This window comes from Winogradskya consettensis (genome assembly GCF_018332715.1).
Classification (GTDB): Bacteria; Actinomycetota; Actinomycetes; order Mycobacteriales; family Micromonosporaceae; genus Actinoplanes; species Actinoplanes consettensis.
Genome location: NZ_BOQP01000004.1, coordinates 44,634 through 64,924 on the forward strand (window position 1 = coordinate 44,634; position 20,291 = coordinate 64,924).

The window sequence follows — 20,291 nt, forward strand, 5'->3', positions numbered from 1 at the left end:
CACGGAGGAGAAGTGATGGAGGAATTGTTCCCGGTCACCAGCTCGCAGGAACGGCTGGTGGTCATCGAGCGGTTGTTCCCGGGCAGCGCCGCGTACCACCTGCCGTTCGCCCTGCGCCTGCGTGGCCGGCTCGACACCGGCGCCCTGATCGCGGCGGTGCACGAAGTCGTCCGGCGGCACGAGTCGCTGCGCACGGTGATCCGTACCGTCCGCGGTGAGGTCCTGCAGTCCGTCCTGGACGACCACCGGATCGACGTGCCGGTGCGCGACATCCGTGGCCTGGAGGAGGCCGCGGTGCTGCGCGACGGCGCCCGCGAACCGTTCGACCTCGGAGCCGGGCTGCTGCGGGCGAGCCTGCTGCGCACCGGCGACGACGAGTACGTGCTGGCCGTGACCATCCACCACCTGGTGGCCGACATGTGGTCGTGCGGGATCTTCGTGGGCGAGCTCGCCGAGGCCTACCGGGCGCTGACGTCCGGCGAGCGGCCCCGCCTGCCCGAGCTGCCCCTGCAGTACGTCGACTACACCGTGTGGCAGCGTGACCGGCTGACCCCGGAGGTCCTCGACCGGGAGACGGCGTACTGGCGGGAGCGGATGACGGGCGCTCCCCCGCTGCTGGAGTTGCCGGCCGACCGGCCCCGCCCGGCGACGCAGACGTTCCGCGGCTCGACCGTGCCGATCGTTCTGACGCCGGAGGTGTCACGGCGGGTCACCGAGCTCAGCCGGCTGCTCGGGGCCACCCCGTTCATGACCCTGCTGGCCGCGTTCCAAGCGGTGCTCGGCCGGTGGAGCGGCGGCGACGACATCGTGGTCTCCAGCGGGCCGGCCTCGCGTACGCCGCAGGTGGAGAACCTGATCGGCTACTTCGCGAGCCTGGTGCTGCTGCGCACCTCGCTGGCCGGCGACCCCACCTTCGCCGAGCTGGTGGGCCGGGTACGCCACACCGTGCTGGACGTCTTCGAGCACCAGGACCTGCCGTTCGAGCGGCTGGTCGAGGAGCTGGCCCCGCAGCGCGACCTCAGCCACAACCCGCTGACCCAGGTCATGTTCCTGGTGCAGAACGCGCCGATGCCGGTCCCCGCGCTCGACGGGCTCGAGGTCTCCACGGTGCCGGTCGACCGGGGCGCGGCCCAGGTCGACGTCAGCATGCAGCTGTGGGAGGCCCCGGACCGCTTCGAGGGCCACATCGAGTACAGCACCGACCTGTTCGACGCCGCCACGATCGAGCGCCTGATCGACGGGTTCGGGACCCTGCTGGCCGCGGCCACGGGCGACCCCGGCACCCGGCTCTCCGAACTGCCGGTGCTCAGCGACGACCAGCTCCGTACGGCGGTCGAGGTGTGGAACCGGACCGGGGCACCGGTTGTCGAGGAGACGTTCCCCGTGCTCTTCCGCCGGCAGACGCGGGCCACCCCGGGCGCGGTCGCCGTGGTGCACCCGGGTGGCGAGCTCACCTACGCGGAGCTGGCGGACGCGGTGGACGCGCTGTCGCGGCGGCTGCGCGCGGGCGGCGCCGGGCCGGGAACGGTCGTCGGCAGCTGCCTGGCCCCGTCGGCGGAGCGGCTGGTGTCGTTCCTCGCCGTCATGGACGCCGGGGCGGCGTACCTGCCGCTGGACCCGGACTTCCCCGCCGACCGGCTGGCGTTCATGCTCGACGACGCCGCACCGGTCCTGGTCGTCGCGCAGCCGGGCACCGAGCTGCCCGGCGGTGTGACAGTGCTGCCGCCGGCCGGGCCCGACGTCGCCGACCCCGGCAGGTCCCGGGAACTCACCTCGACGGACCTGGCCTATCTGATGTTCACCTCCGGGTCGACCGGGCGCCCCAAGGGCATCTCGATCACGCACCGGGGCGCGGTGAACAACGTGCTCGACACCAACCGGCGGGCGGGTTTCGAGCCGGGCGACCGGGTGCTGTCCGCGTCGGCGGTGACGTTCGACATGTCGGTCTACGAGATGCTCGGCCCGCTGGTCGCCGGTGGCGCCGTGGTGGTGCCCGACGCCGCTCGGGCCAAGGACCCGCGGCACTGGGCCGAGCTGATCCGGGCGCACCGGGTCACCGTCTGGAACTCGGCGCCCTCGCTGCTCGAGGCGCTCGTCGAGCACGCCCCGCCGGGCGCGCTCGCCGGGCTGCGGGTGGCGATGGTGGGCGGTGACTGGGTGTCCGTGACGCTGCCCGAGCGGGCCCGCGTGCACACGCCCGGCCTGCGGTTCCTCGTCAACAGCGGGGTGACCGAGGTGTCCATCCAGTCGGTCAGCTACGAGGTGGGTGACGTGGACCCCGGGTGGGCGAGCATCCCGTACGGGCGCCCGATGGACAACCAAACGGTCCTGATCCTGGACCCGCTGGGCCGGGTCGTGCCACCCGGCGTGGTCGGTGAGATCCACTTCGGTGGCATCGGCCTCGCGTGGGGCTATCACCGCCGGCCCGGCCTGACCGCGGCGAGCTTCGTGCCGCACCCGTTCGCGGGGATCACCCCCGGTGTCCCGCCCGGCGACCGGCTCTACCGCACGGGCGACCTCGGCCGCTGCGGGCCGGACGGGCTGATCGAGATCCTCGGCCGGGCCGACAACCAGGTCAAGGTCCGCGGGTTCCGGATCGAGCTCGGCGAGGTCGAGACCGCCCTGCGCGCCTGCCCGGGCGTGGCCGAGGGCGTGGTGACCGTCCACCGCGACGGGACCGATCAGCATCTGGCGGCGTACGTCGTGGCCGCCGGGGACGCACCGACCGTGACCGAACTGCGGACGCAGCTCAAGCGGACGCTCCCGGAATACATGATCCCCGCCAGCTTCACCCTGCTGCCCGCGCTGCCGCTGTCAGCGGCGGGCAAGGTGGACCGCAGGGCGCTGCCGGCGCCGGGCGCGAAGAACCGGGAGGCCGCGGCGGCCGAGTTCGTGGCGCCGCGTGACCCGGTCGAATCCGCGCTGGCCGATCTCTGGTCCGAGGTGCTCAAGGTGGACCGGGTCGGCGTGCACGACGACTTCTTCGAGCTCGGCGGCTACTCGCTGGCCGCGACCCGGATCGCCGCGCTGGTCGGTGAGGTGTTCGGGGTGGACATCCCGCTGCGCGCGGTGTTCGACGCTCCGACGGTGGCCGCGCAGACGCAGGTGCTGCGCGAACAGGGTCGCGCGCAGGGCGTCGACCTCCACGAGGTGCTGACGCTGCTGGCCGAGCTGGACGAGCTCACCGACGACGAGGTGGTCGCCCAGCTCGCCGGCTGACCACGACCGGGAATGCCGGGATCTCCTGCGGGAGGTCCCGGCATCGCTGTGTGTGTACCGGACATACGACGATGGGCCGCTCGATATCGAGCGGCCCATCGCTGTGGGGGAAGGGTGGAACGTCAGCAGCCGGTGAACCCGGTGCCCGGGGCCTTCGCGGCCCGCGGCCCGGTCCCCGCCGGGAAGGTGCGCAGCAGCTCCGTCAGGCACTCGGTGCCGAAGTGCAGCGACTCGACGGGGATCCGCTCGTCGGCGCAGTGCAGCAGCCGGCGGTACCCGCTGCCCGCCGGCACCTTCATCGGCAGCCAGCCGTAGCAGCGGATGCCGAGCTGGGCGAACAGCCGGGCGTCCGTCGAGGCGGGGCTGACCATCGGCACCGGGACGGCGTCGGGGTCGGCCTTGAGCAGGATGGCCGCCATCGTGTCGTAGAACGCGCCGAACTCGGGCTCGGCGATCGTGGCGGGGTCGACGCGGGCGCCCTCGAGCAGCAGCTCGATGACGGGCTCCGGGCCGATCAGCTCGCGGATCTCGGCGACGAAGTCGTCGACCGTGAAGCCGCCCGGCAGGATCCGGCCGTCGAGGTCGACGGTGACCTCGGCGGGGATCACGTTGATCTTCTCGGTGGTCCGCACGATCGTCGGGTTCACCGTGTGCCGCAGCAGCGAGTCCAGGTAGAGACCCTCCTCGAGCGGCAGCGCGGTGGGGATGACGTCGTACGCGCGGCCGACCCGCATCCGGGACAGGTCCTGCGCCAGCGGTTCGGGCAGGGCAGCCGCCAGCGCGGTGAGCATCCGGTCCACGGCCGGCGTCAGGTGCCGGGGCAGGCGTACCTCGGTGAGCGCGGTGAGCAGCCGGGCGAGCTGGGCGATCGGGGTGCCGGGCGGGCTGAGCCGCGAGCCGTGGCCACCGGGCCCGCGCAGGGTCACGCGCAGCCAGCCGGCCCGCTTCTCCCCCACGACGATCGGGTGCATGCGGACGCCGCCGAGCTCCATCCCGGCCCCGCCCTCCTCACCGATCGCGTAACGGACCCCCTCGAACAGCTCGGGGTGCTCACGGACCAGGTATCCGGCGCCCGCCTTGCTGCCGTCCTCCTCGTCGGCGACGACGGCGAGGATCACGTCACCGGCCGGCCGCTCCCCGGCCGCGTGCAGACCGAGCAGGGCGGCCAGCATCATCGCCAGGCCGCCCTTCATGTCGATGGCACCGCGGCCCCAGAGGTGACCGTCGACGATCCGGCCCTCGAACGGCGGATGCGTCCATTGCTGACCCGTGACGGGTACGACGTCGCTGTGCGCGTGCAGCAGCAACGGCGGTGCCTCGCCCCGGCCGGGGAAACGCGCTACCAGGTTGGGGCGGTTCGGGTCGGAGCCCAACAGCCGGCTCTCCACCCCCGCGGCGGCGAGCAGGTCACGCACGTACTCGACGCAGGCCTTCTCGTTGCCGGGCGGGTTGGTGGTGTCGAACCTGATCAGGTCCTGGGCCAGGGCCACCGGGTCCATGCAGGGCCGTCCTCTCTGGGGATCATCGTGGGGGAATGCGGGAGTGGGCGAGCAGGCGGCCGGCCTCGCGGCGCAGCGACGGGGTGCGGCCGAGCCAGGCGGCGTCGACCACGGCTCGGCGATAGAACAGCTGCGCGTCGCCGGCCTCGGTCATGCCGTGGGCGCCGTGCACGTGGACGCACTCGGCCGCGGCCTCCTGGGCCAGCACCCCCGCGAGCAGCAGGACCTGGGCGCCCGTGAGCCGGACGTCGGCACCCTCGTCCGCGGCGAGCGCGCCGGCGCGGACCGAGCTCAGCACCGCCGCCGTGCGGGCGGCCAGCGCGGCGAACCGGTAGGCGAGCGCCTGCATCCGGGCGAGTGGCTGCCCGAACGCGGTGCGCTCCCGCAGTCGCTGGGCGGCGACCTCGATCGCGCCGCGGGCGGAGCCGGCGAGGTAGGCGGCGTGCCGGAGCCGGGCCCTGGCGAGCGCGGCAGCGTACTGATCGGTGATGTCGTGGACGGCGCCGACGACCTCGCCGTGCGTGACGGTGACCGTGTAGAGGTCACCGCGCGCGATGTCATCGTGGCGTCGCAGCGTGACGCCGGGGCCGGTGGCGGGAACTACGGCCAGTAGCGTCCGGCCCCCGTCCGTGCCGACGAGCAGCAGGTGGCCGGCGTCCGGGGCGAACGCGACGACGCTGCGGATGGCGTCGACGGTGCCGTGCTCGTGGCGGTGTAGCGGGCCCGGTTCGGTGGGTTCGTCCCCGGGCCGCTCGCGCATGGCGACCGCCAGGGCGGTGGCGCCTCCGGCGAGGTCGCGCAGGATCGGGGCGTACGCGGGATCACCGGTCGCCGTGAGCAACTCGGCGGCGAACCACGAGTCGGTGAGCGGGCTCTGGTACAGCGCCCACCCGGCGAGCTCGGCCAGGTCGACGAGGTCCCGCTGGCGCTGGTCGCCGAACGCGCCCAGGTCGGCGAGCGCGGCCCACACCCCCTCGCGGGTAGCCGCGTCGTCGGGGTGCAGCACCGCCCTGGCGCCGGCGCCCTTGTCGCGGGCACCGAGACGGCGCAGCATCGGCGCGAGATCGGCGCAGAAGAGCTCGGCGCAGCGGTCGCGCAGGCCTGTTCCCGTGGCCGGGAAGGTGGTGGTCACAGCAGCCCCAAACCGTTGGTCGCGATGAGGAAGAGCATGACTTCGGAGGTGCCCGAGGCGAGCCGGTGCGACGGACCCATCCGCAGCGCGGCCTCCCAAGTGCCGTCGTCGTCCGTGGTGCCGTCCCACGCGCTCAGAGCCGCGCCGAGACCGGCCAGCTCCGTGCCGGCGTTGAGGATCGGGCGGATCTGCTCGGACGTGTACCACTTGGCCATCGCGGAGGTGACCGGGTCCGGGTGGCCGCCGGCCAGCGCGTTGACCTGCTCCCAGGCGAGGGCGTGCCCGGCACGCAGCGTCGCGTCGAGCTCCGCGAGGCGGCCGGCCCATTCGGGATCGTCCAGCAGGCCCTGCTCGGCGGCGCGGTCGATGGTCTGGTCGAGCAGCCGGCGCGCCTTGGCGTGGAAGTCGATGCCGGTCCGTTCGAGCTGCAGCATGTCGTTGAGCAGCTGCCAGCCGTTGTCCGGTTCGCCCACCACGTCGGCGTCGTCGAGCCGGACGTCGTCGATGACCACGAGGTTGAACCGGTCGTTGGCCATGCCGGGCACCGGTTCGATGTGGACACCCGGGGCACGCAACGGCAGCAGGAACAGGGTGATCCCGTGCATGGCGACCGGGCTGTCGGTCGTGCGGGCGGCGCAGAGGGCGAAGTCGCCGTACTGCGATTTCAGGTTGTAGATCTTGCTTCCGCGCAGCCGCCAGCCGGTGCCGTCCCGGCGTGCGGTGGTGCGCAGCGCGGCCAGGTCGGAGCCGGCTTCGGGCTCACTGAACAGTACGGTGGCCAGCCGCTCGCCGCGGGCCAGTGCGGGCAGGTGCCGGGCCTTCTGCTCGGCGGTGCCGGCGTGCAGCAGGAACATGCCGACGAGGTCGACGCAGAGCACGTGGACGTCGTCGGGGATCCCCGCGCGGGTCAGTTCCTCGGTGACGATGGCGTTCTCGACGGCGCCGAGGCCCAGGCCGCCGTACTCGACGGGCCAGCCGGGGGCCAGCCAGCCGCGTTCGCCGAGCCGGCGGTAGACGTCGAGCAGGGCGACCTCGGTGCCCGGTGGGTAGGCCGCGATGTCGGCGACGGTGCTGCGGACGGAATCCTCTTCCAGCAGCGTACGTACGTCGTCGCGGAAGGCGGTCGTCATCGCGCGTCCTCCTCCTCGGCGAGCAGGGCGGCCAGCTCGTCATCGTCGATGGCGGCCAGCTCGCGGGTCTCGATCACATCGGCGAGCTGCGCGATCGTCGTGTTGACGAACAGCTCGCGCAGCTCCAGCTCCACGCCGAAGCCCTCCCGGATCCGCGAGCCGAGCTGCGTGATCTTGAGGGAGTTACCGCCCGCGGCGAAGAAGCTGTCGTGCACCCCGGGGTCCGCGACGCCGAGCAACTCGGTCCAGATGGCGGCGAGCCGGCGCTGCGTGTCGGTCGCCGGCGGCTCGTGCGCGGCCAGGACCGGGGTGCTGTCCGGCGCGGGGAGACGCTTGCGGTCGAGCTTGCCGCTCGCCGCGCGGGGCAGCTCGGGCAGGACGGAGATGACGGCGGGCACGAGGTACGCGGGCAGCCGCTCCCCCAGATGCGACCGCAGCCGGACCACGTCGACCTCACCGGCGGCCACCACGTAGCCGATCAGCCGGGCGTGCACGCCGTGTCCGTGCGCCACGACGACGGCTTCGGTGATGCCGGCGTACGACGTCAGGGCCTGCTCGATCTCGCCCGGTTCGATCCGCAGCCCGCGCAGCGTGAGCTGGTTGTCGACCCGGCCGAGGAAGTCGAGGTCGCCGTTCTCGCGCCGGCGCACGAGGTCACCGGTGCGGTAGAGCCGCCCGTCGTCGCCGAGGTGGTCGGGGATGAACTTGCGTGAGGTGGTGTCCGGGTCGTTGAGGTAGCCGCGGGCCAGGTTCCCGCCGATGAGCAGCTCACCGGGTACGCCGACCGGGGCGAGGTTGCCGAACCGGTCGACCACGTGGGCCCGGTAGTTCGGGAGCGGTTTCCCGATCGGCGGCATGCTGTCGTGGTGCACCGGGGCGCAGCGGTGGTCGACGCACGCGACGGTGGCCTCGGTGGGGCCGTACCCGTTGTGGAACTCGCGGCCCCCGGCCATCCAGCGGTTGACCAGTTCCCCCGGGAACGCCTCGAGCCCCACGAACAACGCGCGCAGGTCGGGCAGCTCCTGCGGGTCGAGCAGGCCGAGGACGGCCGGCGGCAGGTCGGTGACGGTGACCCGCTCGTCGCGCAGCAGGCCCTTCAGCTCGTCGGGGTCCAGCAGCACCCGCCGCGGCGCCTGCACGAGCGTCGCACCGCTGCCCAGGCTCGCGAAGAAGTCGAACAGGCTGACGTCGAAGCACGGGTTGGCGTACTGCAGCACCCGGTCGCCGGGGCCGAGCCCGAAGACGTCGACGATGCCGCTGACGAAGTTCACGATGCTGCGGTGCTCGACGGGTACGCCCTTGGGCTTCCCGGTGGTGCCGGAGGTGAAGACGATGTACGCCAGGTCGCCCGGCCCGGAGACCGGCTCGGGGCGGTGCGACGGCGTGTCACCGGGGGCGTCGTCGAGCAGGATCACAGTGAGGTGAACGGGCAGACCGGCGGCGAGTTCGGCGGTGGTGACGACCACGTCGGCCGCGGCCTCGCCGAGCACCAGCTCGCGACGCGCCGGCGGGTGCTCGGGGTCGAGCGCGAGGTAGGCGCCGCCGGCCTTGAGCACGCCGAGGAACGCCTCGGGCAGCGCGGGTCCCCGCTCGAAGAGCACGCCGACGATGCTGTCCGGGCCGACGCCGGCCGCGCGCAGCCGGTGGGCCAGGCGGTTGGCGCGGGTGTCGAGTTCGCCATAGGTGACCGTGCTTCCGGCGAACCGCAACGCCGGGGCGTCCGGGTCGCGGTCCGCGGCGGCCTCGACGAGCTGGTGCAGCGTCAGCTCGGCGGTGCCGAAGTCACGGGTCGTGTCGTTCCAGGTGTACAGCAGCTGCTCACGCTCGGCATCACTGATCAGCGGCAGCTCACTCAGCCGCAGCCCGGGGTCCGCGAGGGCCGCAGCGAGCAGGCGCTGGTAGTGGTCGAGCAGGCGCTCGATGCGGGCCGCGTCGAACAGCTCGGTCGAGTATTCGGTCCACAGCCGCAGCCCCTCACCGGGCACGTCGACGATCTCGACGGCGAGGTCGAAGCGGGCCGTCCCGGCGTCGACGGAGTACGGCGTGATGCTCAGGCCGCCGGCCGTGCCCGAGGTCGCACCGCCGTTCTGGTAGGTGAAGCAGACCTGGAACAGCGGGTTGCGGCTGGGATCCCGCTCCGGGCTGAGCTCGTCCACGAGATGCCCGAACGGCAGGTCCTGGTGGAAGTGCGCGCCGACCACCGTGTCCTTCGCGCGATTCAGCAGTTCCCGGAACGCAGGGTCGCCGTCCGTGGAGGTCCGCAGCACGACGGTGTTGGCGAAGAAGCCGATCAGCGGCTCGGTCTCGGGCCGGGTCCGCCCGGACAGCACCGAGCCGAGCACGATGTCGTCCTGCCCGGTGTAGCGCGAGACGAGCACGGTGAACGCGGCGAGCGCGACCGCCAGCGGCGTGACCCGCTCGGCACGCGCCAGCGTGTGCACGGCACGCTGCAGCTCCGGGGAGAGCGAGCGCTCGATGGTGGCCCCGGCGCGGGTCGGGTCGGCGGGCCGGGAGCGGTCGGCGGGCAGGTCCAGCGTGGGCAGCTCGGCCAGCCGCTCGCGCCAGTAGGCGAGCTGGGTGTCGAGGACCTCGCCGGTGAGATGGCCTCGCTGCCAGACGGCGTAGTCGGCGTACTGAACCGGCAGGGCGGGCAGGGCGGCGGGCGTACCCGCGGATCGGGCCTGATAGGAGCCGACCAGCTCGCGCAGCAGGATGGCGCCGGACCACCCGTCGGTGACGATGTGGTGCATGGCGAGCACGAGCAGGTGCTCGGCCGGGCCGAGGGCCACCAGGGTCGGCCGCAGACCCGGTTCGGCGGCGAGGTCGAAGGGCCGGCGGACCGCGGCGGCGACCGCCTCACCGGCCGCGCTCTCGGGGTCAGCCTCGCCGGACACGTCGATGACGGGCAGGTCCACATCGCCGGCGGGGGCGACGAGCTGGTGGGCGACGCCGTTGGCGGACGGGAACGTGGTGCGCAGGATCTCGTGCCGTGCGACGACATCGGTCACCGCGTGGCGCAGCACCGCCCGGTCGAGCTCGCCGTCGAGCCGCAGCACGATCGGCGCGTTGTAGACGGGCTGGTCACGCATCCACTCGGCGAGGAACCAGAGCCGCTGCTGGGTGAACGACAGCGGCAGCGGCCGGTCGCGGTCGGCCGGCACGATCGTGTCGCCGGTGCCGCGCGTGGCCGTGCGCTGCCTCTCCCGCAGGGCCAGCAGCGCCTTACGGGTGTCAGCAAGACTACGGGGCTGGGTGTTCGGGGGCTGGGTCATCGGATCTCCACCAACTGGTTCTCAACAACGGCAGTTCCCTTACCGGCCAGGGCCCCGGTGAGCGGGGCAGCGGACCGGCCGTCGGCGATGCGCACCTCGCGGACGCCACCGGTCAGAGCGGCGTGCGCGGCGGCGAGCTTCACCGTCATGCCGCCACCGACGCCGGGCACCCCGCTGGTGCCGTCCGCCGCCAGGGCCAGCTCGCTCAGCAGTGAGGTCTCGTCGGCGGGGTCGGTCAGCACGCCGGGCGCGCCGGTGAGCAGCACGAGCCGGGTGGCACCGAGCGCGACCGCGATCGCCGCGGCGGCCCGGTCGGCGTCGACGTTGACCGCCAGGCCGTCGAGGCCCAGCGCCGGCGGGGACACCACCGGCACCATGTCGTGAGCAAGCAGGATCCGCAGCAGACCGGCGTCGACGTGCTCGATCCGGCCGCTGCGGTCGTCACGGACCACGACCTTGCGCCCGTCGACCACGGCCCGGTGCGCGGCGGGGCGCCGGGCCGTGATCAGCGAGCCGTCGAGCCCGGTCAGGCCGACCGCCCGGACCCCGCCGGCGGCGAGCGCGCCGACGAGCTCCGGTTTGATCCGGCCGGCCAGCGCCATCATCAGCACGTCGAGCGTGGCCGGATCGGTGTAGCGGCTGGACGTCCCGCCGGGGGTGGTCAGCCGGCGCTGGGGCACGCCGAGCTGCGCGGCGAGCCCGTCGACTTCGGCGGCACCGCCGTGCACCAGCACCACCCGGCCGCCCGCGCGGGTCAGGCCGGCGATGTCGGCACAGAGCGCCGCGCGGTCGATCAGGGGGCTGCCGCCGCACTTCACGACGGTGATCTCGGAAGTCATGGGGTGTCGCTCCTTCTACATCGGGTGCAGGCCGGTGAACGTGAGTCCGGTGTCCTCGGCCCAGCCCATGCGGATGTTCAGGCTCTGCACGGCGTTGCCCGCGCCGCCCTTGACGAGGTTGTCGAGGGCACCGACCGCGAGCAGCTGGCCGCTGTCCGGGTCGAACGCGAAGCCGACCTCGCAGTAGTTCGAGCCGAGCAGGATCTTCGGCTCGGGCAGCCGGTAGTTGCCGCGTTTCTGTGCCACCACCCGGACGAACGGCTCATCGGCGTACGCCTTGCGGTACGCCGCCCGGATCGCCGCCTCGGTGGTGCCGGGCTTCGCCGTCGTCCGCGCCACGGCCTGCACGCCGCGGACGGCGTCCACCCCGGTGGCGGTCATCTTGACCTCGAGCCCGGTGAAGGCGGAGATCTCCGCCTGGTGCCGGTGGTTCAGGGGTGCGAACAGCCGCAGGACGCCGCTGCGCTCGGCGTGCAGGTTCATCTCGCCCGCCGAGGCGCCGGAGCCGCTGGAGCCGACCCGGCCGTCCACGGTGACCGCGGGCTCGATCAGGCCGGCACGAGCCAGCGGCATCAGCGCCAGCGTCGCCGCCGTGGCCATGCAGCCGGGCACGCTGACCAGCTCGGCGACGCGCAGCTGCTCGCGGTGCAGCTCCGGCAGGCCGGGCGTCGCGGTGCCGAGCAGCTCCGGCGTCGGGTGTTCCCGGCCGTAGTGGAACCGGAACAGCTCCGGGTCACCGAGCCGCAGGTCCGAGCTCAGGTCGAAGACGATCTTCGCCCGCTGTCGCAGCTCGGCGCGGCCGTCGACGTCGTCGAGCCCCGAGCCGGTGAAGAACATGACGTCGACCTCGGGCACGGCGCCCGGCTCGACGTAGGTCAGGGGCGTACGGCCCCGCAGGTTGGGGTGGTCGCCGTCGACCCGCCGCCCGGCGAGCCGGGTCGAGCTGACGGCGACCACCTCGGCCTCGGGGTGCCCGAGCAGGAGCCGCAGGAGCTCGCCACCGATGTAGCCCGCCCCGCCGATAATCGCGATGCTGATCATGTCAACCTCTCCGCGGTCCGCCGGTTCCGCCTATTCGCCCCAGTCCTCCTCGACCTCGGGGGCCACTGCGATGATCAGCGGCTCGACGGAGACGACCTCCAGCTCTCCCATGCATTCGCCGCACTCGAGGATCGAGTTCATCTCCGGCTCCGCCGCGAACGTCACGTCCGCCGCGCATTCCGGGCACGCCTGAACGCTCATGCCGATGCTCCTTCGTGGGTTGTGCCCCGGGCCGTGCGGCCCGGTCGCTAACGATGATGTTCGGTAAGGCCTGTGGTGCGGAGTCGGTGATAACCCCTACGCGGCGACCAGGCTCATCCGCTCCAGGACGGCCTCCTGGTCGCCCAGCAGGGCGGCAGTGCGCTGCCGCAGCCCCGGCACGGCCGCCACCCGGTCCTCGCGGGCGGTCGCGGCGGCGATCCGCAGTGCCGACCAGTGGTGGGCGACGCGGTCCACGGCCCGGCCGAGCTCGCGCAGCCGGACGTCGCCGAAGCGGACACCGGCCCGGTCGAGGAAGTCGGCGTGCAGCCCGGCGACGGCGAGCATCGGGCCGCCGACGACGAACACCTCGTCGACGCTCTCCGGGTGCTCGGCGAACCCCTCGACCGCCGCGTCCAGGAAGTGCCGCAGCCCCGCGAGCCCGGTCAGCACCGGGCCCGTGGTGCCGTCCAGCCAGCCGGCTGCGTTGCTCCCGACGACCCGCGCGACGAACGCCTCGTCGACCTCGGGCACGTCCGCGCCGATGGTCACCTCGAGCCAGCGGTTGCCGATCGGGTTGGCGGTGAAGAACAAGTCGCGGTCGTGGGCGATCGGGTTGCCGGAGTCCCGGGCCGCCATCAGCGCGGTCAGGGGAATCGTGCCCCGGAACGACGGCGGCACCGGGTCGTTGACGAACACCTCGCCCGTCTCGTCGTCGAAGCCTTCGATCGCCATCAGGTGGTTGGTGTGCACGTCGCGATAGGCCGGGCGGAACGGCAGGTGGAAGTTGTCCGCTGCCACGGCGACGCTGACGCCGTTCACGAGGGCGTCGCGGACCTGCTGCCAGCCCTGCTCGGCGTCGCCCGGGCGGTGCCAGCGCGACGAGACCGGGTGGTAGGGCGCGAGCCCCGCGAACAGGTCCTCGTCGTGACCGGGGAAGTAGTACTCCTCACGGCGTACCTCGCCGGGGACGAACCGGAACCCCCACCCGGCGCCGAGCGTTTCGAGGGGGTCCAGGCCACGGGCGGCGAGCAGCGCGCCCGCCGTCGTGTGCAGGCAGTGGGTGAGGTCGTGGCGCCAGAACGGGGCGGGGGCGGGTTCAACGCGCACAGCGGGCCTCCTCGTCGGCGACCAGGGTCAGGGCGAACACGTGCATGGCGGGGTTGTCGGGCAGGCGTACGGCGGCCAGGTCCTCGGGCTGTGCGACGCCGATCCGCTGCTGCCACAGGGCCGGGGCGTGGTTCCGATGGGTGTGTCGCGGGTAGCGCATCGACCGGGTGCGGAAGGCCAGGGGCTCGCCGAACCGCATCGGCGTCTCGGGCCAGAAGTCCGACATCCGCAGCCAGGCCGGGCGTACGCTCCCGTCGCGGTAGCGCAGCTCGACCCGGTCCTCGGTCCGCCGCTCCGCCGCACCGATCAGGTAGATCCAGTCCCAGTCGCCCTCCGGCAGCGGGATCACCTGGCCCCGGCAGCGGATGTTGTCCCCCGTGGCCGCGTCGGGCGGGAACGAGAACGGCACCCCGGCGACGTCGGCCACCGTGCCCGCCGGCGGCAGCTCCTCGGCGGGGAACGTGTTGCTCCAGATGTTGAAGCCGTAGTCACCGGTCGTCCCCGGCGGCTGCAGGCCCCGGTTGGTGAAGAAACCGGAGAGATCTATCCGGACCTTTCTCACGTTTCAGCCCTTCTTCCATTACCTTCTCGGTGTGCAGACGTTTGGATCCACAACGGACGCGATCCGGGTACGCCGGATCGAGGAACCCGATGCCGGGCTCGCGGACGGGATCGCGCGGGTCATCGCCGCCGCGTACGACGCCGGTGACCTGGTCCCCGGCCTGCCGGTTGCCGACGGTGCCCGTGAGACGCCCGGCGCCGTGGTCGCGTCGGTGGCCGGCGGGCGGCTGCTGTGGGTCGCGGAGGTCGCCGGGCAGGTCGCCGGTTCGGTCCGCGCCCAGGTGCTGCCGGGTGGCGACTGGGAGGTGCAGCGCCTGGCCGTCGATCCGGGCGTACGCCGCGGCGGCATCGGCCGGGCCCTGCTGCTCGCCCTCGTCACCGCCGCGGGTGACGCGGACGCGGACCGGGTGGTCCTCGACGCGGTGGTGGAGCGGGGCAACCCGTCGTTCTACGCCCGCGTCGGCTTCCGCACCGTGCGCCATTTCCCCGCCGGGGACAAGCTCCTGTCCGAGGTACACATGGAGCGCGACCCCCGGCTACCGGAATCAGCGGTGGCTGATCCGGATCCGGGGGACGTGCCACCGGCGGGTGCGGTGGTGCAGTGGTGGGACGCCGACGGCCGGACCGTCTGCCGGGTTACGCCGGCATTGGGTACGCCCGAATCGCTGCTGGGCGTCGACGTGCTGCCCGGCGGCGACCCGGCTGCCGTGCACAAAATGCTGGCCGCCGATGCCGATGACGACACCGACGGCCTGCTCCGCTTCGACCGGCCCGCGGGACGGGTCACGGCGTTCGCTCAGCCCCGGCTGCTCGACCCCGCCCTGCTCGCTTGGTGGCGCTCCGCCGGGGCGCGGTCGTTGCGCTGAGCCTCCGCCAGGGCCAGGCCCTGCGCGACGATCCGCTCGGTGCTGACCCCGGCGGCGACGAGCAGGTCGTGCTCGTCGCCGACCCGGTCGATGAACCGGTCCGGCACGCCGATCCGGCGCACCCGCACCGGCGCGTCCTGGGTGACGACCTCGCACACCGCCGCGCCGAGCCCGCCGATGACGAGGTGGTCCTCGACGGTGACGATGCCGGCGGTCTCCCGGGCGGCGCGCAGCAGCGCCGCGGTGTCCAGCGGCTTGATCGTGTGCATGTTGAGCACCCGCGCGGAGATGCCGAGCGCGGCGAGCTCGTCGTGCGCCCGCAACGCCATCAGCACCGGGTGCGGGCCGGTCGCCACGATGGTCACGTCGTCACCGTCGCGCAGCTGCGCCGCCCGGCCGGGGACGAACTCGGGCACCGTGTCGTGGACCAGCGGCGTCGCGGCCCGGCCGAGGCGGATCAGCACCGGACCGGGCAGGTCGGCGGTGGCGAGCACGGCCTGCTCGGTCTCGGCGGCGTCGGCCGGCACCACGATCGTCAGGTTCGGCATCGTCCGCAGGATCGCGAGGTCGTCGACGGCGTGGTGGGTGGGTCCGTAGTGGCCGGAGGAGAGGCCGCCGTGCGTGACGACCACGCGTACGGGCAGGTTGTTGCCCGCGATGTCGACCTTGAGCTGCTCACAGGCACGGGCGGCCGCGAAGCCGGAGAGGGTGTGCGCGTACGGGCGCAGACCGGTCGCGGCCAGCCCCGCGGAGACGCCCATCAGGTTGGCCTCGGCGATGCCGACGTTGATGTAGCGCCCGGGCAGCTCCGTGCCGAACGTGGTCTCGAGGCCTCCGGTGTCGGTGTCGACGCAGAAGACGAGCGGGTCGCGGCGGGCCAGGTCGAGCAGCGTACGCCGGTAGACGTCGCGGGTCGCCCCGGCGTACCGGTCGGCGAAGCTGTCCTCGGTGGCGGGCAGCTGCTCGGCGACGGTGACGGTCATGTGGTCCTCCCCGCGTTGAGCGATGCGAGCGCCCGCTGGTGCAGGCGCGGGGTCAGCTGGACGGCGTGCGACTTCTTCTGGTCCTCGAAGAGCCGCACCCCCTTGCCCTTGACGGTGTTCGCGATGACCACGGTCGGCCTGCCGGGTGTCGCCGGGACGGCCGCGAACGTCGCCCGCAGCGCGTCGATGTCGTGCCCGTCGACCTCGGTCACCGCCCAGCCGAAGCTGCGCCAGCGGTCCGGGAGCGGCTCCAGGCTCACGCACTGCTCGGTGCCACCGGTGATCTGCAGCCGGTTGCGGTCGACGATCGCGACGAGGTTGTCCAGGCCCTCGTGCCCAGCGCTCATCGCGGCCTCCCACACCGATCCCTCCTGCAGCTCGCCATCGCCGAGGACCACGAACGCCCGGCTCGTGCCGCCGGTGCGGCGGGCGGCCAGCGCCACGCCGAGTCCGAGCGACAGGCCGTGCCCGAGCGAGCCGGTGGGGAATTCCACCCCGGGCAGCTTGCGCAGGGGGTGACCGGCGAGCCGGCTGCCCGCCTGCGCGTAGGTGTCGAGCTCGGCGGGGTCGAGGAAGCCGTGTTCGGCGAGGACGGCGTAGAGCGCCGCACTGGCGTGGCCCTTGCTGAGCACGAACCAGTCGCGGTCCGGCCGGTCGGGCTGCCCGGGCGAGACCCGCAGCACCTCGCCGTAGAGGACGGTGAGGATCTCGGCCAGCGACAGGCTGCCGCCGACGTGTACGCCGTGCGGGTTGGTGCCCATCTTCAGCACCCGTTCCCGCACCCGGCGCGCGCGCTCTTCGAGGCTCGTCACGCGTTCACCTCCGCCCGGCTGCCCGCCGCGATGCCGAGCACCACGTCCAGGTTGTTCCACACCTTGTCGAAGGCGTCGGCGCAGCGCTGCAGCACCGGGCCGGCGGCGGGGTTGAGGTGCCAGCGCTGCAGGGTCAGCGAGTCCTCGATGACCGCGAGGGTCACCGGGTAGTCCTCGACCCGGTAGTTCGCCGGTGCCGCGCCCGGGATCCGCCACGGGTAGCCGTGATAGCCGGCGAGCTCCTGGAACGCGGGCTGGCCGGGCAGCGGAAGGACCTGGTACTGCTGCATCGGCACACCCTCGGCTCGCAACGCCCGGCGCAGCGCCGAACGCAACGCTCCCGGGCTGATGTCGGGGCGGCCCAGCGCCTCCGGGCTGAACCGCAGCCGCAGGATGTGCCAGGCGTGCGTACGGTCCGGCGGGCACTCCGGCACCGTGATGCCGGGCAGCGCCCCGAGCCTGGCCAGGAACGCCGTCACGTTCGCCTCGCGGGCGGCCGTGTACTCGTCGAGCCGGGTCAGCTGCGCGCGGGTGAAGGCGGCCTGCACCCCGCTCAGCTTCTCGTTGCCGGCCAGCACCCGGGACAGGTAGTCGCGCTCGGTCCCGGCCCGCAGGTCCTCACCGAACTGGCGGCCGAGCACGATCCGCTCGTACAGCTCGGGATCGTCGGTGGTGATCAGGCCGCCCTCGCCGCAGGTCGGCAGGTTCTTGACCACGTTGAGGCTGGTGGTGCCGATGTCCGCGAGCGCACCGGCCCGCTTGCCCCGGTAGGTCGCGCCCTGCGCCTGGGCGGCGTCCTCGATCAGGGCGAGGCCGTGCCGGTCGGCGACCGCGCGCAGCGCCGCCATGTCGGCCGGCAACCCGTGCAGGTGCACCACGATGATGGCCTTGGTCCGCGGCGTGATCGCGGCCTCCGCCAGCGCCGGATCCATCGTGTACGTCACCGGGTCCACGTCCACGAAGACCGGGACGAGCATCCGCTGCACGACGGGGATGGCGGTGCCGATGAAGGTCAGCGCCGGGACCAGCACCTCGCTGCCGGGCTCGAGGTCCAGCGCGGCCAGCGACAGGGCGAGCGCGGCGGTGCCGTTGGAGACCGCGGCGCAGTGCCGGGTGCCGACGTACTGCGCCCACTCCTCCTGCAGCCGCGACACCGCACCCTTGCCGCCGTCGTTCGAGGTGAACAGGCCGCCGTCGAGGACCCCGGCGACCGCGTCACGCTCGGCGTCGGTGACGACGGGCCAGGCCACGGAGGTACGCACTGCCCGGGCGTCCACGGTGCGCGAGCCACCGAGCATCGCGAGCCTGCTCATACCAGCACCAGCTCCCCGGCCGGGGCCACCAGCGCCAGCGACACGAGTTCCGCACCGATGAACACGGGCAGCCGGACGGCGTCCAGCTCGGTGCGGCGGGCGACGGGGACGCGTACGGCGACGCGCTCCCCGGCGGCCCAGGACAGCGGCTCCGGATCGAGGGCGTCCACGTAGTAGAGCCAGCAGTCCGCCGTACCGGCCAGCGTGGCGCGCAGCTCCAGGTGCAGCCAGTCGTACTGGCCGGTGGGCAGCTGCACGAGCTGTCCGCGCAACGGCACCGGGTTGTCGAGGCGGATGCCACGGATCCGCGGGGTCAGGTCCGGGGTCATACCGGCTCCCCCACCCGGTTCAGGCGGCCGAGCACGTAGTCGACGTACGCGCCGACCAGGTCCGAGCCGAGCACCTCGACGGCGCCGTGGAACTCCGGCGTGTGGTTGACCTCGTTGACGAACATCCGCCCGTCCTTGTGCTCGATGACGTCGATCCCGAGGATCCCGTCGCCGATCGCCGCGGACGTGCTGGTGAGCAGCTTGACGAGGTCGTCGGTCAGCGGGCACTCCTCGGCGCGGCCACCACGGGCGGTGTTGGTACGCCAGTGGTCGGCGACCTTGTAGATGGCGCCGACGACCTCACCACCGAAGACGTACGCCTTGATGTCGCGCCCCGGCTTGTCGACGTACTCCTGCACGAACGTGATCCGGTGCTGCGGGCCGGTGAACGCCGACCGGTGCTCCAGCACGCTCTCGGCCTGCTCCCGGTCGCGCAGCCGGGCGGCGAGCCGGCCCCACGAACCGGTGAGCGGCTTGACCACGGCGGGGTAGCCGAAGTCGTCCATGGCGTCGAGCGCCGACTCGGGCACCAGGCCCACCATCGCGCGGATCGTGGGCAGGTTCGCGTCGCGCAGCGCCAGGGTGGTGAGCAGCTTGTCGCCGCACAGGTCGACCACGCGGGAGCTGTTGACGACGGGGATGCCGGCGTGTTCGAACAGCTTGCAGGCGTACGAGTTGCGGGTGTGGGAGATCTCCCGGCTCATGGCGCCGCGGTAGGGAAGTTCGAGCGGGCCGTCGAGCGGCAGCACCAGGCGCCGCGTGTCGACCTGCTCGAAATTCACGTCCCGGCGCGTCAGCTCGCGCAGGATCAGCCGCTCCTCGAGACGGATCCGGGAAGTGAGTACGGCCAGCGGCCGCTTGTCGTCGATCTGGGTCACGACGTGCCTCCAGTTCTGCTCGGGCCGCCGGCGAGGGCGGGCTGGCGTAGCGACGCGGCGAGCCGCGGCAGCGCCGAGGCCAGCACGTCGATGGCGGCCCAGTATTCGGTCAGAGCGATGTGCTCCTGGTCGGTGTGGCACAGCCGGGAATCCCCCGGCCCGTAGGCGGCGACCGGAACGCCCCAGGCGGGGCCGACCACGTTCCAGTCGGCGGTGCCCAGCTTGAGCTTGGGCACCGGCCGCGAGCCGTTCTCCCGGATCCCGGCGCTCAGCGCCCGGACCACCGGGTCGGTGCGTGCCGACCGCACGGCCGGCACGTGCTCGAACACCGTCACCCGGTGCTCGCCGGTGGGCAGGTCGCGCAGGAAGGCGTCGGCGTCGAACCCGACCGGCAGCCGGCACGACACCTCGGCGACGGCCTCGTGGATGTCGCCGACCACGCGGACCAGCGAGGGCAGCGCCCGGTCGAACAGCGCCGGGCCCCCGTGCAGGGTGTTCCAGCGGTCGAAGCGCTCGCGGGCGGTGGCCCACAGCCCGGCGGCGACCTCGACCGCGCCGGCGGCGGGCGAGCTGGTGTGCGCCGCCGGCACGCTCACGCCGATGCTGAAGCGCAGGTTGCCCTTGTAGCCGACGCCCACGCTGGACGCCCCGCTGGGTTCCCCGATCACCACGGCATCCGGTCGCATCCGGTCGACGAGGTAGCGGGCACCCGCCGAGTACCGTTCCTCGTCGACGGCGCCGATCACCACGATGCGGGCCGCGGCGTCGGACCGGGCGAGGTCGGACCGGGCGAACCGGGCGGCGGCGCAGATCATGGCCGCGAGCGGGCCCTTCGCGTCGACCGCGCCCCGGCCGTGCAGGACACCGTCCTCGAGGCGCACCGCGGGGCCGCCCGGCACCGTGTCGGCATGCCCGAGCAGCAGGATCTCGGGGCCGTCCGGGCCGCCGACCTCGCCGCGCACGTTGCCGGCCCCGTCGATCGTGGTCCGGAAGCCGAGCGCTGAGAGCCGCTCGGCGAGGAACCCGGCGAGGGCGTTCTCGGAGCCTGATACGGACGGGATGCGCACCATTTCGTGCAGCAGCTCCGCCTCGTTCGCCCGGTCCATGGG

At 73.2% G+C, this 20,291-nt stretch carries 17 protein-coding genes; 2 read left to right on the forward strand and 15 right to left on the reverse strand.

Annotated elements, in window-relative coordinates:
* Positions 1 to 15: 15 nt before the first annotated feature.
* The gene (locus Aco04nite_RS03960) at positions 16 to 3,219 is read left to right on the forward strand and encodes a non-ribosomal peptide synthetase (RefSeq protein ID WP_212995790.1); all 3,204 of its coding nucleotides are present in this window, start codon (positions 16 to 18) and stop codon (positions 3,217 to 3,219) included.
* Between the two features lie 122 nt (positions 3,220 to 3,341).
* Here Aco04nite_RS03960 and Aco04nite_RS03965 read toward each other — a convergent pair whose 3' ends face one another.
* The 9 genes from Aco04nite_RS03965 to Aco04nite_RS04005 all read right to left on the reverse strand — a co-directional run bounded on the left by Aco04nite_RS03965 (position 3,342) and on the right by Aco04nite_RS04005 (position 14,002).
* The gene (locus Aco04nite_RS03965; RefSeq protein ID WP_212995791.1) at positions 3,342 to 4,718 is read right to left on the reverse strand and encodes a M20/M25/M40 family metallo-hydrolase; all 1,377 of its coding nucleotides are present in this window, start codon (positions 4,716 to 4,718) and stop codon (positions 3,342 to 3,344) included.
* A gap of 22 nt (positions 4,719 to 4,740) precedes the next feature.
* Positions 4,741 to 5,850: an acyl-CoA dehydrogenase family protein gene (locus Aco04nite_RS03970; protein WP_212995792.1), complete on the reverse strand. Its 1,110-nt coding sequence runs from the start codon at positions 5,848 to 5,850 to the stop codon at positions 4,741 to 4,743.
* Entirely contained in the window at positions 5,847 to 6,980 is a 1,134-nt protein-coding gene (locus Aco04nite_RS03975) for an acyl-CoA dehydrogenase family protein (protein WP_212995793.1), read from the reverse strand. The genes Aco04nite_RS03970 and Aco04nite_RS03975 overlap by 4 nt, the downstream gene beginning before the upstream one ends.
* Positions 6,977 to 10,252, reverse strand: a complete 3,276-nt coding sequence (locus Aco04nite_RS03980; RefSeq protein ID WP_212995794.1) for a non-ribosomal peptide synthetase — start codon at positions 10,250 to 10,252, stop codon at positions 6,977 to 6,979. The genes Aco04nite_RS03975 and Aco04nite_RS03980 overlap by 4 nt, the downstream gene beginning before the upstream one ends.
* Positions 10,249 to 11,091 carry a [LysW]-aminoadipate kinase gene (locus Aco04nite_RS03985; RefSeq protein WP_212995795.1) on the reverse strand — a complete coding sequence of 281 codons (843 nt, stop codon included), beginning with the start codon at positions 11,089 to 11,091 and terminating at the stop codon, positions 10,249 to 10,251. Before Aco04nite_RS03985 ends, Aco04nite_RS03980 begins: the two co-directional genes overlap by 4 nt.
* Before the next feature lie 15 nt (positions 11,092 to 11,106).
* Positions 11,107 to 12,132: an N-acetyl-gamma-glutamyl-phosphate reductase gene (argC, locus tag Aco04nite_RS03990; RefSeq protein WP_212995796.1), complete on the reverse strand. Its 1,026-nt coding sequence runs from the start codon at positions 12,130 to 12,132 to the stop codon at positions 11,107 to 11,109.
* Positions 12,133 to 12,162: 30 nt separating this feature from the next.
* On the reverse strand, positions 12,163 to 12,333 hold the full coding sequence (gene lysW, locus Aco04nite_RS03995) for a lysine biosynthesis protein LysW (protein WP_203841984.1): 171 nt from the start codon (positions 12,331 to 12,333) through the stop codon (positions 12,163 to 12,165).
* 96 nt (positions 12,334 to 12,429) lie between these two features.
* Positions 12,430 to 13,440: a BtrH N-terminal domain-containing protein gene (locus Aco04nite_RS04000; RefSeq protein ID WP_212995797.1), complete on the reverse strand. Its 1,011-nt coding sequence runs from the start codon at positions 13,438 to 13,440 to the stop codon at positions 12,430 to 12,432.
* Positions 13,430 to 14,002 (reverse strand): beta-sandwich domain-containing protein, encoded by a 573-nt coding sequence (locus tag Aco04nite_RS04005; protein WP_212995798.1) that lies wholly within the window; start codon positions 14,000 to 14,002, stop codon positions 13,430 to 13,432. Before Aco04nite_RS04005 ends, Aco04nite_RS04000 begins: the two co-directional genes overlap by 11 nt.
* A gap of 31 nt (positions 14,003 to 14,033) precedes the next feature.
* Between Aco04nite_RS04005 and Aco04nite_RS04010 the strand changes: the two genes are divergently transcribed.
* Positions 14,034 to 14,867, forward strand: coding sequence for a GNAT family N-acetyltransferase (locus Aco04nite_RS04010; RefSeq protein ID WP_212995799.1), 834 nt, complete (start codon positions 14,034 to 14,036; stop codon positions 14,865 to 14,867).
* On the opposite strand, the gene Aco04nite_RS04015 is transcribed toward Aco04nite_RS04010, so the two are convergent.
* Genes Aco04nite_RS04015 through Aco04nite_RS04040 form a run of 6 tightly spaced genes read right to left on the reverse strand, consistent with a single transcriptional unit; the run spans position 14,798 to position 20,288 of the window.
* A complete protein-coding gene (locus tag Aco04nite_RS04015) occupies positions 14,798 to 15,850 on the reverse strand; it encodes a transketolase family protein (RefSeq protein ID WP_212995800.1) in 1,053 nt (350 codons plus the stop codon). The two genes, Aco04nite_RS04010 and Aco04nite_RS04015, sit on opposite strands and share 70 nt — an antisense overlap.
* Complete coding sequence (locus tag Aco04nite_RS04020) at positions 15,847 to 16,662, reverse strand: transketolase (protein ID WP_244875730.1); 816 nt, start codon at positions 16,660 to 16,662, stop codon at positions 15,847 to 15,849. Before Aco04nite_RS04020 ends, Aco04nite_RS04015 begins: the two co-directional genes overlap by 4 nt.
* On the reverse strand, positions 16,659 to 17,975 hold the full coding sequence (locus Aco04nite_RS04025; RefSeq protein ID WP_212995801.1) for a DegT/DnrJ/EryC1/StrS family aminotransferase: 1,317 nt from the start codon (positions 17,973 to 17,975) through the stop codon (positions 16,659 to 16,661). Before Aco04nite_RS04025 ends, Aco04nite_RS04020 begins: the two co-directional genes overlap by 4 nt.
* On the reverse strand, positions 17,972 to 18,304 hold the full coding sequence (locus Aco04nite_RS04030) for a hypothetical protein (protein ID WP_212995802.1): 333 nt from the start codon (positions 18,302 to 18,304) through the stop codon (positions 17,972 to 17,974). Before Aco04nite_RS04030 ends, Aco04nite_RS04025 begins: the two co-directional genes overlap by 4 nt.
* Positions 18,301 to 19,182 carry a lysine biosynthesis protein LysX gene (gene lysX, locus Aco04nite_RS04035; protein WP_212995803.1) on the reverse strand — a complete coding sequence of 294 codons (882 nt, stop codon included), beginning with the start codon at positions 19,180 to 19,182 and terminating at the stop codon, positions 18,301 to 18,303. Before lysX ends, Aco04nite_RS04030 begins: the two co-directional genes overlap by 4 nt.
* On the reverse strand, positions 19,179 to 20,288 hold the full coding sequence (locus Aco04nite_RS04040) for a M20/M25/M40 family metallo-hydrolase (RefSeq protein WP_212995804.1): 1,110 nt from the start codon (positions 20,286 to 20,288) through the stop codon (positions 19,179 to 19,181). Before Aco04nite_RS04040 ends, lysX begins: the two co-directional genes overlap by 4 nt.
* Positions 20,289 to 20,291 lie beyond the last annotated feature (3 nt).

Coding starts and splice junctions, on each gene's coding strand:
- lysW (WP_203841984.1), bottom strand. CDS start 12,333: ATGAGCGTTCAGGCGTGCCCGGAATGCGCGGCGGACGTGACGTTCGCG.
- Aco04nite_RS04030 (WP_212995802.1), bottom strand. CDS start 18,304: ATGACCCCGGACCTGACCCCGCGGATCCGTGGCATCCGCCTCGACAAC.
- Aco04nite_RS04025 (WP_212995801.1), bottom strand. CDS start 17,975: ATGAGCAGGCTCGCGATGCTCGGTGGCTCGCGCACCGTGGACGCCCGG.
- Aco04nite_RS03975 (WP_212995793.1), bottom strand. CDS start 6,980: ATGACGACCGCCTTCCGCGACGACGTACGTACGCTGCTGGAAGAGGAT.
- Aco04nite_RS04040 (WP_212995804.1), bottom strand. CDS start 20,288: ATGGACCGGGCGAACGAGGCGGAGCTGCTGCACGAAATGGTGCGCATC.
- Aco04nite_RS04015 (WP_212995800.1), bottom strand. CDS start 15,850: ATGACCGTCACCGTCGCCGAGCAGCTGCCCGCCACCGAGGACAGCTTC.
- Aco04nite_RS03965 (WP_212995791.1), bottom strand. CDS start 4,718: ATGGACCCGGTGGCCCTGGCCCAGGACCTGATCAGGTTCGACACCACC.
- argC (WP_212995796.1), bottom strand. CDS start 12,132: ATGATCAGCATCGCGATTATCGGCGGGGCGGGCTACATCGGTGGCGAG.
- Aco04nite_RS03980 (WP_212995794.1), bottom strand. CDS start 10,252: ATGACCCAGCCCCCGAACACCCAGCCCCGTAGTCTTGCTGACACCCGT.
- Aco04nite_RS03985 (WP_212995795.1), bottom strand. CDS start 11,091: ATGACTTCCGAGATCACCGTCGTGAAGTGCGGCGGCAGCCCCCTGATC.
- Aco04nite_RS03960 (WP_212995790.1), top strand. CDS start 16: ATGGAGGAATTGTTCCCGGTCACCAGCTCGCAGGAACGGCTGGTGGTC.